This window comes from Devosia beringensis (genome assembly GCF_014926585.1).
Taxonomy (GTDB): domain Bacteria; phylum Pseudomonadota; class Alphaproteobacteria; order Rhizobiales; family Devosiaceae; genus Devosia; species Devosia beringensis.
Map to the genome: position 1 here is coordinate 456043 of NZ_CP045422.1, position 12917 is coordinate 468959.

Genomic DNA, 12917 nt, shown 5'->3' on the forward strand with positions numbered 1-12917 from the left:
GGCCTACTCGCGGATCATGTAGCCGGCGCCGCGCACCGTGTGCAGCAAGGGGCTGGCATGGCCCTTGTCGATCTTGGAGCGCAGGCGGGACATGTGGACGTCGATGACATTGGTCTGGGGGTCGAAATGATAGTCCCAGACATTTTCGAGCAGCATGGTGCGGGTCACCACCTTGCCGGCATTCTTCATCAGATATTCGAGCAGGCGGAATTCGCGCGGCTGCAGCAGGATGGCCTCGCCATCGCGCTCGACCTTGCGGGACAGACGATCGAGGCTCAGCCCACCCACGGCATAGCTGGTGGCGGCTTCCGACGGGCTGGAGCGGCGCGCCAGCACCTCGACGCGGGCGAGCAGCTCGGCAAAGGCATAGGGCTTGGTGAGGTAATCGTCGCCACCGGCGCGCAGCCCGGTCACCCGATCATCGACCTCGCCCAGGGCGGACAGGATCAGCACGGGGGTCTGGTCACCTTCGGCGCGCAGCGATTCGACAATGGAAAGACCGTCGCGGCGCGGCAGCATGCGGTCGACGATGAGCACGTCGTAATCCATGCCCGAGGCCATGGCATAGCCGGTTTCGCCATCGGCGGCGTGGTGGGTGATATGGCCGGCCTCGTCGAGCGCCTGCATCAGATAGCTGGCGGCTTCCCGGTCGTCTTCGATCAGCAGAATCTTCACCGGAGCCCCCAAGGCTAATGTGAACGACGCGCGGCTGCGCGGGTGCAGCATGTCGGGCATCTAGTCCCCTCTGCCCGAAGGGGCAAGAGGCGGGTGTGGCCAGGGCAGCGCGCTGCCCTGGCCAGGATCATTACTCGCTCAGCGGCAGGCCGATGAAGCGGGCTTCGCCATCGCGGCTGGCCTTGATCAGGGCGGTGTTGCGCCCCGCTTCCTTGACAGCGGCGATGGCTGCCTCGAACTCGTCAAGCGTTGCCACCGGCGTGTTGTTGACCTCGGCGATGGTGTCGCCAATGGCCAGGCCCTTTTCGGCCGCGGCGGAGTCTTCCTCGACGTCCTGGATCAGCAGGCCGCCCGAACCATCGGCATTGGGCACCAGGGTCAGGCCGACGCTGGACTTGCCGGGCAGTTCAGCCGGCGGCATGGGCTGAGCCGGCTGTTCGGGGGCGGCAGCTTCCTCGGTGAGGGTCTGCAGCTGGACCGACAGCGTGGTCTCGGCCCCGTCGCGCCAGATGGTCAGCTCGACGGTGGATTCGGGCGCCTTGCCGGCAATGGTGCGGCTGAGGTCGAGCGCGTCATCGATGGGGTCGCCATCGACGGCGGTGATGATGTCGCCCGACTTGACGCCGGCAGCACCGGCAGGGCCGTCAGAGGCCGGCTCGCGCACGATGGCGCCCTTGGCATCGGCCAGGCCAACACCATCGGCGATGTCGCGCGTCACGTCCTGGATGGACACGCCGAGATAGCCGCGGGTCACCGAGCCGTCATTGATCAGCTGGTCGACAATGCCCTTGACCGTGGCGGCCGGGATGGCAAAGGCGATGCCGACATTGCCGCCATTGGGCGAATAGATGGCGGTATTGACGCCGACCACTTCACCCTTGGTGTTGAAGGCCGGACCACCGGAATTGCCGGTATTGACAGCCGCGTCGATCTGCAGGAAATCGCCATAGCTGGAGCCGCCGATATTGCGGCCCTCGCCCGAAATCACGCCGACGGTGACAGTGCCGCCTAGGCCGAAGGGATTGCCCACGGCCACGACCCAGTCGCCGACGCGGCTGGATTCGGTCTCGAACTGCACGAAGGGCAGATCGGTGCCCTCGATCTTGAGCACGGCCAGATCGGTGCGCTCGTCGGTGCCGACAATGGTGGCTTCCGTTTCGGTGCCGTCATCGAACACGACAGTCACCTTGGTCGCGTCTTCGACGACGTGGTTGTTGGTGACGACATAGCCGTCAGCCGAAATCACGAAGCCCGAGCCGGCCGCCATGTACTGGCGGGGCTTGGCGCCGGGACCATCGCCGCGCGGGCCCTGGCCGTCTTCGCCGAACTGGTCAAGGAAATCGCGGAAGGGGTGGCCTTCAGGCAGGTCGGGGAAGTTGAAGTCGAACTGGCGACCGCCGCGCTGCATCGGGCTGCCGGCTTCCTGGGCTTCAACGAGGATGGAGACCACGGCTGGCTTGACCGCCTCCACCAGGTCGGCAAAGCCGGCATGGGGCTGGATGGCATCGGGCACGACGATCTGCGCCGCGTTCTGCACCTGGGCATTGGCGGCCTGGCCGGTAATGACATAGGCGGTCGAAACACCGCCAATACCAATCAGCAGCGCCAGGGCCGAAACCCCGAGCCAGCGACCGGTACGCTTCATGATGGATGAACGCATCGCGAATTCTTCTCCTTCGGACAAGCCCTCAACAGCTTGTGGGCCTCTTATGCAACAGCCCAGCTTGCTGGCAGGTTGCAGTCACATTAAGGTTTGGCAATGTTCACGCCAGCATTGTGGCAGCGTCGGCGCTAATGTGGCGGATCGAGGGCGTCGAGCGCGGCCTGTTCCTCGGGGCTCAGGGCCTCCGGCTCGGGCGCGGTGCTTCGCTGACGTCCCTGCAAAAGCAGCACCAGCAGTCCAGCCAGCAGCAGGGTTGGTGCGGCAATCCAGAGCAGTACGGTGTGACCGTTGACCCGGGGGTTGAGCAGCACGAACTCGCCATAGCGGTCGACCAGATATTGCTGCACCGCTTCGTCGCTATCGCCGGCGACCAGACGCTCGCGCACCAGCAGGCGCAGATCCCGGGCCAGTTCGGCATCGCTGTCGTCGATCGACTGATTCTGGCAGACTAGGCACCGCAGCCCGGCCGAGAGATCGCGGGCGCGCTGTTCCAGCACCGGATCGCTCAGCACCTCGTCAGGGCTGACGGCCAGGGCGCTGCCACTGAGCAGCAGCGCCATGGCCAGCATGAGCGCACGCAACCAGCTCATGGCGCGGCCACCGTGGCCCTGGCAGCGCGGCGCGGGGCGCCGACGCGCACCTTGCGGTCGGTCAGCGAGATGACGCCGGCCAGCGCCATCAGCAGCGCGCCCAGCCAGATCAGGGTGATGTAGGGCTTGTGCCAGACGCGCACGATATGGGTGTCGTCGAGCGGCTCGCCCAGCTGCAGGTAGAGCTGGGAAAAGCCGTAGGTTTCGATCGCCGCCTCGGTGGTGGGCATGCCGCTGGCCACATAGGTGCGGCGGTCGGCCATGGTGGTGCGCGTCTTGCCGTCGGGCGCGGTGATGGTGAAATGCCCCTCATCGGCAAGGAAATTGGGGCCCGGCACCTGTTCGAAACTGTCAAAGGCAATGGTATAGCCCGACAGTTCGGTGGTCTCGCCCGGATTGAGCGTGGTGACCCGCTCGGTTTCCCAGGCGCTGGTGGCGACGATGCCCAGCACCGTGACGCCCATGCCGAAATGGCCCAGGGCGGTAGAAAAGGCCGAGCGGGGCAGACCCACCAGGCGCCGCCAGCTTTCCTGCACCGGCAGGCGGCCCAGCCGCGTACGCTCGACCAGCTCGGCAAAGGCACCGAAAGCGACCCAGAAGCCGAGCAGCAGGCCCAGCGGGGCCAGCGAGATGGATACCCCGCCCAAAGCCGAGATCAGGATGGTGAAAAAGATCGCCAGCGCTGCCGCCCACATCAGGCGCTGCGCCGCGGCGAGCACATCGGCGCGTTTCCAGGCCAGCAATGGACCAAAGGGCAGCACCAGCAGCAGTGGCGCCATCAGCGCACCAAAGGTCAGGTTGAAGAAGGGCGCGCCCACCGAAATGGAGGTACCCATCAGGGCGTCGAGCAGCAGCGGATAGAGCGTGCCGACCAGCACGGCGCCGATGGCCGTGGCCAGGAACAGGTTGTTGAGGATCAGCGCGCCTTCGCGGCTGACCGGGGCGAACAGGCCGCCCTGGCGCAGGGATGATGCCCGCAGGGCAAACAGGAAGAAGGCGCCGCCGATGACCAGCGCCAGCAGGGTCAGGATGACAAGGCCGCGCGTGGGATCGCTGGCAAAGGTATGTACCGAGGTCAGGATGCCCGAGCGCACCAGGAACGTGCCCAGCAGCGACAGCGAAAAGGTGATGATCGAGAGGAAGACCGTCCAGATCTTGAGCGCATTGCGCTTTTCCATCACCAGGGCCGAATGCAGCAAGGCGGTGCCGGCCAGCCAGGGCATGAAGCTGGCATTTTCCACCGGATCCCAGAACCACCAGCCGCCCCAGCCGAGCTCATAATAGGCCCAGTAGGAACCCATGGCGATGCCCAGGGTGAGGAAGATCCAGCTCAGCATGGCCCAGGGCCGCACCCAGCGGGCCCAGGCCTGATCGATGCGGCCGGAAATCAGCGCGGCGATGGCAAAGGAGAAGCAGATCGAAAAGCCGACATAGCCGGCATAGAGTAGCGGCGGATGAATGGCGAGGCCGATATCCTGCAGCACCGGGTTGAGGTCATTACCCTGCAGCGGCGCGGGAAAGACCCGGACGAAGGGATTGGACGTAAAGAGGGTAAAGCCGACAAAGGCGGCGGTCAGCATGCTCTGGGTGGCCAGGACCAGGGTCAGCAGGTCATCGGGCAGGCGACGACCGAAGGCGGCGACCATGGCGCCGAAGGTGACCAGGATGAAGATCCACAGCACCAGCGAGCCTTCGTGGTTCCCCCACACCCCGGAGATCTTGAAGATCAGCGGCTTGAGCGAATGGGAATTGTTGACGGCCAGCAGCAGCGAGAAGTCGGAGGTGACAAAGGCCTGGATCAGCGCCAGGAAGGCTACCGCCACCAGCACGAACTGCAGCACGGCGGCCTGGCTCAGCACCATGGCGATGCGCGTGCCCGAGCGCCAGAACACATAACCGCCAACCGTGGTCATGGTAGCAATGGCAAAGGCGAGGATGAGGGCGAAGTGGCCGAGTTCAATGCTCATGGCGTGGCCGTCTCCGGCCGCCATTCGCCGCTCGCCTTGAGCGCGTCAACGACTTCCTTGGGGATGTAGTTCTCGTCATGCTTGGCCAGCACATTGGTCGCGGTAAACGCACCATCGGGGCCCATGCTGCCCTCGGCGACCACCCCCTGCCCTTCACGGAACAGGTCGGGCAGCAGGCCGGCATAATGGGCGGTGACGTCGGTGGCGCCATCGGTGACGACAAAGGTATTGTCCTGGCCGTCGCGCAGCCAGCTGCCCTCCTTGACGAGGCCGCCCAGGCGGATCGGCTGGCCCACGGCAACCTCGCGGGCGATGATGTCGGAGGGCGAATAGAAGAAGACGATCTGGTCGCGCAGGGCGACCAGCACCAGGGTGGTGGCCAGCGCCAGCACCAGCGCCAGCCCGCCGATCACCGCCAGCCGCTTCTGTTTGCGGCTCCAGCGGGCCTTGCGAACGCCGATGGGCATGGTCATGGTTGAGCTCCCGTGATGGTGAGGCCGGCTTCGAGCGCAATGGTATCGAGATCGCCCCGGTCGAAGGCCTGGGGATAAGCGGCGACGGCGGCGTCAAAGGCGGCCTGGGCCTTGGCCTTGTCGTTGAGCACCAGATAGGCGCGCACCAGCTGGGTCCACTCCTCGACGGAGCCGCCGCTGGCGGCCAGTCGACTGGCAAGGCCGGTGACCATCTGGCCGATCATCTCGGTTTCCTCGGCGCTGAAGGCCTGGGCCGGGGCGCCGGCCGGAACCGCGCCGTCATTCTGCGCCACGGCCAGGCCCTGCCGGGCCGAGGCCAGCCAGGGCTCGTCGCCGACCGACAGCGCCAGCGCGGCATTCCAGGCGTCGACGGCGGCAGTGAATTCCCCCTGCCGGGTCAGTTCGGATGCCAGATAGAGCCGCGACATGACATGGCGCGGATCGCTCTGCGCGGCGGCGCGCAGCAGGGTCATGGCGGAAGGCGAGCCGGCGCCCTCTGCCGCCAGCAGCAGGGCTTCGGCCTGCCGCGTCTGAAGGTCGGGCGTCGGCACAGACAGCGCGATGATGCGGCCATAGGCATTGGCGGCATCGGCATAGCGGCCGATCTGGAGATAGGCCGGGGCGATTACCGTCCAGCCGCGCAGGTCATCGGGATTGTCTGCAAGGGCGGTTTCGATGCGGGCAATGGCGGCATCGAGGTCAAGACCACCAGCGGCCAGGGGATCGGGGCTTTCGGCCATGGCGCGCGTGGCCAGCGGCTGCGATGGCAGGTCCGGACTGCCCAGCATGGCGTAGAGCGCCAGGGCGAGAATGGCCATGGCGCCGAGCCCGGCCAGCAAGGGCGTGCGACCCAGTTCGGGGCGGGGCCCGGTGGCAGGCCGGCTTTCGGCCTTGAGGCGCAGGATTTCGCGGGCGAGCTCGGCCTTGGCGGCCAGCGCATCGGCCTCTTCGAGCTTGCCGGCGGCAAGGTCCGCGTCAATGCCGGCCAGCACAAGGGCGAATTGGTCATTGCTACCGGCCATTTCCGCTCGCGTTGCGTTGACCGTCCGCGGGCCGGCTGCGTAAACAAGGGCAGCGCACGCAATGGCGGTAACAGCGATGGCGATAAACCAGAAAATCATGGGTCCCGGATGCTGGGCGCCGGCATGGCGCAACTGGGTTCCATCTATAACCGGAATGCGGCGGAAAACTACCCGGACAGCGCCCGGAACAGGGGACGCATTGCCACAGGCAGGCGCCGGCGCATGAGCCAGCTCAAGGCCGACTTCCTGATCATCGGCAGCTCGCCGCTGGCGCGCCTGCTGGCCGGCCTATTGGCCTCGCGCCATGGCAAAACCGTGCTGCTGCAGGCCCGGCACCTGGCGGGCCGGCGCGTGCGGCCGGGCATGCATCTGTCGGTGGGGGCGATCACCCGGCCGGAGAGCTGGGCGCTGCTGGCCGCCACCGTGCCGGAAACCACGCGGCTGCTGCGCCGGATCGGCACGCGCGGGGTCCTGAGGCGACTCGACCCGATCCTGTTTGCCGATCAGGCATGGGGTCAGGCGGCTCTGGGCCATATCCGGCATATGGCGGCAGGCTTCGGTCTCGCCGCCGAGCGGCTGCCGCTGCACAGAATGGGTCCCGACCGCGAAGGCCTGGTGCTGCGCGATGCCGTCCTGCTGAACCGGCCGGTACTGGAGCCGGCGCTGGATCGCTGGCTGGTCCAGCTGGGGGTGCGGCGGCTCGATCCGGATATGATCATAGACGTCGCCGGCGACGGAAGGGCGGTGGTGACACTGGAGGACGCGCGCATCGAGATCGGCCAGACGCTGCTGGCCGATGACGCGGCCATCCTCAACCATGTGCCCGACTTCGCCTGGCCGGCGCTGCTGCACCGGCAGGACGCCAGCCTCATTCTCACCCGGCCCGTGCCACCCATCGCGGCCCCGGTAATGCTGGCGCTCGATGCCGGCATCGTGCTGCAGCAGCAGCAGGAAGGCGGCGTGCTGGGCCAGGGCAAGGGCGACATTGTCGGCCTGGCGGGTCAGTTGGGCGTGCTGCTCGGCCTGCCCGATGCCTTCGAACAGGCGGGTCAGGCCAGCATTGTCAGCGTCAGCACCCGTGACGGCGCCCCGGCTTTGGGCCGCGTGGGCGGCGTGGGGCCCGATATCCTGGCCGGCTTCGGCCCTGTCGGGGCGTTTCTGGCTCCGGCCCTGGCGCGCTGGCTGTGCGGGGTGGCCAGTCCGGCGGAAAACGCCTGGTGCGGCGCGCGTCTGGTCAATCGCGATGGCGGCATGGCCCCGGTCAGCGACATCGGAGCCATGCCATGAGGGGACAGCCCAATCGCCTCGCGGCTGAGACCGCCGGCTCCTTTGCCGGCAGTGCCATCGACCGCGCCCAGCCGCTGCAGTTCCGCCTCGACGGGCGCGTCATCCATGGCTTTGTCGGCGACAGCGTGCTCAGCGCCGTGCTGGCAGCCGGTGTGGACAGGATCGGCCGGCGGGGCGACGGGCCTGTCGCGCTGTCGAGCCGCTTTGCGCCCTCCATCCTGCCCTCGTCGCTGGCGCATGACCCGCAGCAGGCGCTGGCCATGGCCCGAACCCCGGCGACCGCCGGCGCGGATTATGTGACGCTGCCGCACCAGAAGCGGCCGGCCTGGCTGGCGGGACTGCGCCGCGTGCTGCGGCCGCGCGATACGCTGGGGCTGGACCTGAGCGAAGGCGCCGCCCCGCCCCTGCCCTACATGGAGAGCCTCGGCACCCTTGAGGCGCCGGCCGATCTGATCGTGGTGGGCGGCGGCGTGTCGGGCATGGCCGCAGCGGTGGCGGCAGCCCAGGCCGGGTTGCGCGTCATCCTGCTCGAGGCGGCGGCCCGGCTGGGCGGCAGCGCCCAGCTGTTCGGCACGCTGGAGGGCGAAGAAACCGCCGATGCCAGCCTGTTGCGGCTGGGCACCGCCATTGCCGGCTCCGGCGCCATTACCGTGCTCACCCGCGCGGCAGTGTTTGCCGCAAGGCCGGGCGCGGTGCGTGTCCACATTACCGATACGACAGATGGGCAACCCACCGGCCGCGTGACGGAACTGCACGCCCGTTACATCGTGCTGGCCACCGGCGCCAGCGAGCGGCTGCCGGTCTTTGCCGGCAACCGGCTGCCCGGTACGGTCGGGGTGCGGGAAGCCTATGACCTGGCCCAGCATTACGGGGTCTGGTGCGGCCAGTCGGCGCTGGTTGCGACAGCCAGCAATGTCGCCTATCGGCTAGCCATGCTGGCGCGCGATGCCGGTATTGCCGTGCCGCGCATCATGGACAGCCGCACCCAGCCGCAGTCGCGCTTCATCGAATATTCCAAGGCCTATGGCATCACCCTGGCAGCGGGCACCAGCCTCGTCGAGGCGCGGCCGGGTCCCCAGGGCCGCGGCCTGACCGTCGCCCCGCATCTGCGCGTCGACCGGTTCAGCCGCGACGAGCCCCTGCTCACTGCCGATCGCCTCATCCTTTGCGGCGGCTGGCAACCGGCGCTTGACCTGTGGCACATGGCCGGCGGCACCAGTGTGTGGAACGCCGAGGCGCAGGTGCTGACGGCCAGCCATGGCCCCGACGGCCTGGTGCTGGCGGGCAATGCCGCGGGTCATCGCGGCCATCACGCCTGTCTGGCAAGCGGGGCGGCGGCGATTGATCGCCTGCTCGGCCGGCCCGAGGCGGCTGTCACCGAACTGGAAGTCGATCCGATCTATGAAAGCCGCGATGGCGCAACGCCCGTGGCGCCGGCGCCGGTTGGGGGCGGCGGGGCCGCTTTCCTCGATGCGGAACGCAGTGGCGTGGTGCGACCGGCGGCGCTGCCGTTGCGCTGGTCCGAGCGGTTACCCTGGGCCCGGCGCACAGTCGCATGGGCGCTGGCGGACGGACCGCTGGCCCTGACCTGCAGTGATATCGCCGCCGGCGTGCAGCTGGGCCTGATCGCGCCCGAACGCGCCGGGGCCGTGGCGCGGGAGCGGGTGGCCATGGTCGCCATGGCGACTGCGGCGGTCAATGCGTCAGCGCTCGTTCCCCTGCCCGCGCCGCCGCTGGTGCCGGACTTCCTGAGCGGGCGGTTTGGCGCGGACGCGCAATTGTGGCTGATTGCGCCCGATGAAGCCCGTTTGCTTGAGCCGGGCGCGCTCATCCAGGCTAATGTGGACAGTCTTGATCCGCTGGGTGCCATCGGGGTGGTGCTGCGCCAGACCGAGGCCGGTGCCGTCGCGCTGATCGCCGCCAGCCATGTCCGGGTCGAGCAGAGACTGGTCGTGCGCGAGCCCGGTCGCGCCACCGCCATACGGCTGCTGGCAACCTGGGACGGGAAAGCTGGCTAGCTGGTGCGTTCGGCCGAGGCGCGGGCGCGCCGCAGGGTTTCGGCATATTCGGGATTGAAGCGGACTTCGGCCATCTTGATGCCGGCGTCGAGGCGGGCGGCGATCACCGGATCGGCCGGGTTCTGGCGGATCAGCTCGAGATTGCGCTGCAGCTGCATTTCCAGCGCCTCGCCCGACTGGCTCCAGGCCTGGTCGAACACGGCATTGAGCGCCATGGAGGCGCGGCAGTCGCGCACCGTGGCCAGGAGGTAAATGCCGTTGATAGCGGCCAGGATGCGATCGTCGTCGAGACGGTCGGCGCTGGCGTCACGACCGCGGCGCAGCGCCTGGTTGAGATCTGGCACCACTTCTCGCAGGCGCGGCTCGATGCGGTCGGACACCTGTTTGGTGAGGCCCGACAGCACGGCGGCCCACTGGCTGCCACGTTCGAATTCAATATAGCCGGTCAGGGCGCGCACCAGGCGGTGGAAGCGCTCGAGCCCACGGCAGACCAGGTCGATATCGGCGAAGGGCCCGGTGGGCTGCAGCAGATGGATCTGGTTTTGCGCATGGGCCAGCATGGCGTCGATCACCGGCGAAAAGCCGCTGCGCGATACCGACAGCTCATTGGCATTGCCGGACAGCTTGATGACGGTGGTGATCAGCCGGGTCGGATTGGCGATCTGCCCCATGGCGGCATGGAACAGCAGCGCGGCCAGCGGCTGGTCATTGAGCGGCATGGATTGCAGGGCGGTGCCCAGGGCGGAATCCTCGCCGATGGCATTGATGGCCTTGCCGAAGGCGACGGCCTTGGGCAGCAGCGGCCGGCCGCGCAGGGCATTGAGCAATTGCGGCAGGGCGGCGCGAGCTTCGTCGCTGCCCAGCATGGCGCGCAGGCGACGGCCGACCTCGGGATCGGCCTCGGCGGCAGTCAGTGCTGCCTTCATCCGCGCCATGACCTTGGCCATTTGCGGCTCGAGCGCGGCGGCAGTCAGGCTGCCATCGGCAATCTCGTCGGCCGAAATGAAATCGCCGCAGAGGTCACGATAGACCCAGGTCCAGCCGGCCACGATGCTGCTGCGCCGAATCGATCCCTGAAACGAAAATGTCGCAGGATCTTCGACGACCACAACATCGAGCATGCCGGCAAAAGGCCGCACGACCGGGCGCGCGGCGCGGCTGGAGGAGCGGGCAGCGGGGACTGCAGGTTCGGATCGATTGGCAGCTTGGGACATATAAGCAGTCGGTCTGGGAAGCGATACTGGCCCAAGCCTATCTGCCGTTGGTAAATAATCCTTACTGCCCGAGCCGAAGGATCGTGTTTATGCAGCGCCTTTTTCGACGGTCCAGTTGCCGGTCTGCTCGCGGCAGGCAGTACCCTTCTTGACGAAGTCCTGGCCACCGATCTTGACGGTGTGGGTGAAGTCGCGGCAGTCGAGATTGTTGACGCGGACATAGGGGCCGACGGCAACAGAGCCCGACGTGCCGGCAGTGCCGGTCCAGGCGCGGGGGGCGCCGGGGCGGCCAAACTGCAGCGCATAGAACTGGGCGGTATTGGCGGCTGCCGTGTCGGCGCTCGACATGCGGGCCGCGGCGGCAGCATCGACAAAGCCGCTCGACACACTCGTTGTTGCCAAAGCCTGCTGGGTGGTCTGGGCCGGGCTGGCAACCATCGGGGCGGCAAACAGCGGCGCGGCCGCGACGACGGGCGCCTGAACCACCTGAGTCGTACCGGTGCTGCTGCACGCAGCCAGGGTCAGGGCGAGCAGTGGCGTGGCAAGGATGGCGAAGCGGTTCATATTTTCAGGCCTCTGGATGGTTGGATGCGTCATGTTGTTGCAATAAGGCGAAAGTGCGTCAGCCTGCAGCCCGGGCCACCCCGCCCTGGCGTGCCGTCGGCAGCCGCAGCTCGACCTGCAAACCGCCCAAGGTCGAGCGTTTCAAGGTCAGCGTGCCGCCGTATACATCCACCAGTTCCTTGACGATATCGAGCCCCAAGCCGCTGCCGGGTGTTTTCTCGTCCAGCCTGACACCGCGACGCAACACTTTTTGCGCGTCCGCCTCGCTGAGGCCGGGGCCATCGTCGTCAATGCGGATCAGCAGGCTGGTGCCCGAGGTGCCGCGTTCTGCATCAAGGCGCAGTTCGACCCGTCCGGCAGACCACTTGCAGGCATTGTCGAGCAGGTTGCCCGCCATTTCCTCGAGGTCGGCTTCATCGCCGCGGAACCAGGGCAAAGCGGCATCGATCGGCGGCTGGGTGATGGCAACATCGGGATGGATCTTGGCCATGACCCGGCTCAGGCGCAGCAGAACCTGGGCAGCATCGGCCTTCTTGCCGACCAGGTCGGTGCGGGCCGTCAGCCGGGCGCGGTCGAGATAGGTGCTGACCATGGCGCTCATCTTGGCGCTTTGCGCCAGCACCACATCGGCGAGGCCGCCCTTTTGCGCCCCGGCCTCGTTGCGCAGCACGGCGAGCGGCGTCTTGAGCCCATGGGCCAGGTTGCCCACCTGGTTGCGCGCCCGCTCGATGATCTGGGCATTGGAGGCCAGCAATTCGTTGACCTCTTCGGCCAGAGGCGCAATTTCGCGCGGATACGATCCGGTCACCGCCACGCTCTCGCCCTCGCGCACACTTTCGATGGCGGCACTCAGCCGGTCGATGGGCCGCAGGGCAAAACGGGCGATGATGAAGCTCATCACCGCCAGCATCACCCCCACCGCGCCCAGCACGATGAAGGCCTGACCGCGGAAATCGTCGACGAGGCCGAGGATTTCGCTGAGATTGCCGGTGACGACGATTTCATAGGTCTGGGGGGCCACTGTCACCCGCCGCTCGACGACGCGAACGCGCGTGCCGAAGGCATCGTCGGTGATGGCGGTGTCGCGGCCGGTGGCGCTGGCCGGGCCGGCAATGTCGGGCATGTCGATGCCGACCACCGAAGGGGAGAGGTTGTAGAGCGTGCCGTCGGTGTCGCGGATGATCCAGTACCAGCCCGAGCGCGGCCGGCCGAAGCGCGGATCGGTCAGTTCGATGGCGTCGCTTTGCGGATCGCCGGTTTCCAGCAGCGCCCCGGTCAGGCTCTCGATATGGAAGTCCAGCGTTTCGGTCAGCGAGGTGTCGAGCGCCCGCGAATAGAGGTCGGTCAGCAAAAAGCCGGTGGCCACCAGCGCCACGATCAGCCAGCCGGCCGACAGCCAGAGCAGCGATGCGGCAATCGAGCCCTTGCGCATGGATCGCGTCAC

11 protein-coding genes are annotated in these 12917 nt (G+C 67.5%); 2 read left to right on the forward strand and 9 right to left on the reverse strand.

Annotated features, from left to right (window positions below; all coding sequences use genetic code 11):
• Nucleotides 1–3 precede the first annotated feature (3 nt).
• The 6 genes from GDR53_RS02230 to ccmI form a co-directional block, all read right to left on the reverse strand.
• Nucleotides 4–675 (reverse strand): response regulator transcription factor, encoded by a 672-nt coding sequence (locus GDR53_RS02230; RefSeq protein ID WP_193336490.1) that lies wholly within the window; start codon nt 673–675, stop codon nt 4–6.
• A 130-nt stretch (nt 676–805) separates the two neighbouring features.
• Nucleotides 806–2335 carry a Do family serine endopeptidase gene (locus GDR53_RS02235; protein ID WP_232846707.1) on the reverse strand — a complete coding sequence of 510 codons (1530 nt, stop codon included), beginning with the start codon at nt 2333–2335 and terminating at the stop codon, nt 806–808.
• A 131-nt stretch (nt 2336–2466) separates the two neighbouring features.
• The gene (locus GDR53_RS02240; protein WP_193336491.1) at nt 2467–2928 is read right to left on the reverse strand and encodes a cytochrome c-type biogenesis protein; all 462 of its coding nucleotides are present in this window, start codon (nt 2926–2928) and stop codon (nt 2467–2469) included.
• Nucleotides 2925–4895: a heme lyase CcmF/NrfE family subunit gene (locus GDR53_RS02245; protein ID WP_193336492.1), complete on the reverse strand. Its 1971-nt coding sequence runs from the start codon at nt 4893–4895 to the stop codon at nt 2925–2927. Before GDR53_RS02245 ends, GDR53_RS02240 begins: the two co-directional genes overlap by 4 nt.
• Nucleotides 4892–5368: a cytochrome c maturation protein CcmE gene (gene ccmE / locus GDR53_RS02250; RefSeq protein WP_232846708.1), complete on the reverse strand. Its 477-nt coding sequence runs from the start codon at nt 5366–5368 to the stop codon at nt 4892–4894. The genes GDR53_RS02245 and ccmE overlap by 4 nt, the downstream gene beginning before the upstream one ends.
• Nucleotides 5365–6489, reverse strand: coding sequence for a c-type cytochrome biogenesis protein CcmI (ccmI, locus tag GDR53_RS02255; RefSeq protein ID WP_193336493.1), 1125 nt, complete (start codon nt 6487–6489; stop codon nt 5365–5367). Before ccmI ends, ccmE begins: the two co-directional genes overlap by 4 nt.
• Nucleotides 6490–6612: 123 nt before the next feature.
• On the opposite strand from ccmI, the gene GDR53_RS02260 reads away from it, so the two are divergent.
• Together GDR53_RS02260 and GDR53_RS02265 are read left to right on the forward strand one after the other, a co-directional pair.
• The gene (locus GDR53_RS02260) at nt 6613–7677 is read left to right on the forward strand and encodes a hypothetical protein (protein ID WP_193336494.1); all 1065 of its coding nucleotides are present in this window, start codon (nt 6613–6615) and stop codon (nt 7675–7677) included.
• Complete coding sequence (locus GDR53_RS02265; protein ID WP_193336495.1) at nt 7674–9695, forward strand: FAD-dependent oxidoreductase; 2022 nt, start codon at nt 7674–7676, stop codon at nt 9693–9695. The genes GDR53_RS02260 and GDR53_RS02265 overlap by 4 nt, the downstream gene beginning before the upstream one ends.
• On the opposite strand, the gene GDR53_RS02270 is transcribed toward GDR53_RS02265, so the two are convergent.
• The 3 genes from GDR53_RS02270 to GDR53_RS02280 all read right to left on the reverse strand — a co-directional run bounded on the left by GDR53_RS02270 (nt 9692) and on the right by GDR53_RS02280 (nt 12917).
• Entirely contained in the window at nt 9692–10909 is a 1218-nt protein-coding gene (locus GDR53_RS02270) for a hypothetical protein (RefSeq protein WP_193336496.1), read from the reverse strand. The genes GDR53_RS02265 and GDR53_RS02270 overlap by 4 nt on opposite strands.
• 87 nt (nt 10910–10996) lie before the next feature.
• The gene (locus GDR53_RS02275) at nt 10997–11473 is read right to left on the reverse strand and encodes an RT0821/Lpp0805 family surface protein (protein ID WP_193336497.1); all 477 of its coding nucleotides are present in this window, start codon (nt 11471–11473) and stop codon (nt 10997–10999) included.
• A gap of 58 nt (nt 11474–11531) precedes the next feature.
• Nucleotides 11532–12917 carry a sensor histidine kinase gene (locus tag GDR53_RS02280; RefSeq protein ID WP_193336498.1) on the reverse strand — a complete coding sequence of 462 codons (1386 nt, stop codon included), beginning with the start codon at nt 12915–12917 and terminating at the stop codon, nt 11532–11534.

Excerpts from the sequence above, each read along its gene's own strand:
- GDR53_RS02235 (WP_232846707.1), bottom strand. The coding sequence starts at position 2,335 with ATGCGTTCATCCATCATGAAGCGTACCGGTCGCTGGCTCGGGGTTTCG.
- GDR53_RS02240 (WP_193336491.1), bottom strand. The coding sequence starts at position 2,928 with ATGAGCTGGTTGCGTGCGCTCATGCTGGCCATGGCGCTGCTGCTCAGT.
- GDR53_RS02245 (WP_193336492.1), bottom strand. The coding sequence starts at position 4,895 with ATGAGCATTGAACTCGGCCACTTCGCCCTCATCCTCGCCTTTGCCATT.
- ccmE (WP_232846708.1), bottom strand. The coding sequence starts at position 5,368 with ATGACCATGCCCATCGGCGTTCGCAAGGCCCGCTGGAGCCGCAAACAG.
- ccmI (WP_193336493.1), bottom strand. The coding sequence starts at position 6,489 with ATGATTTTCTGGTTTATCGCCATCGCTGTTACCGCCATTGCGTGCGCT.
- GDR53_RS02260 (WP_193336494.1), top strand. The coding sequence starts at position 6,613 with ATGAGCCAGCTCAAGGCCGACTTCCTGATCATCGGCAGCTCGCCGCTG.
- GDR53_RS02265 (WP_193336495.1), top strand. The coding sequence starts at position 7,674 with ATGAGGGGACAGCCCAATCGCCTCGCGGCTGAGACCGCCGGCTCCTTT.
- GDR53_RS02270 (WP_193336496.1), bottom strand. The coding sequence starts at position 10,909 with ATGTCCCAAGCTGCCAATCGATCCGAACCTGCAGTCCCCGCTGCCCGC.
- GDR53_RS02275 (WP_193336497.1), bottom strand. The coding sequence starts at position 11,473 with ATGAACCGCTTCGCCATCCTTGCCACGCCACTGCTCGCCCTGACCCTG.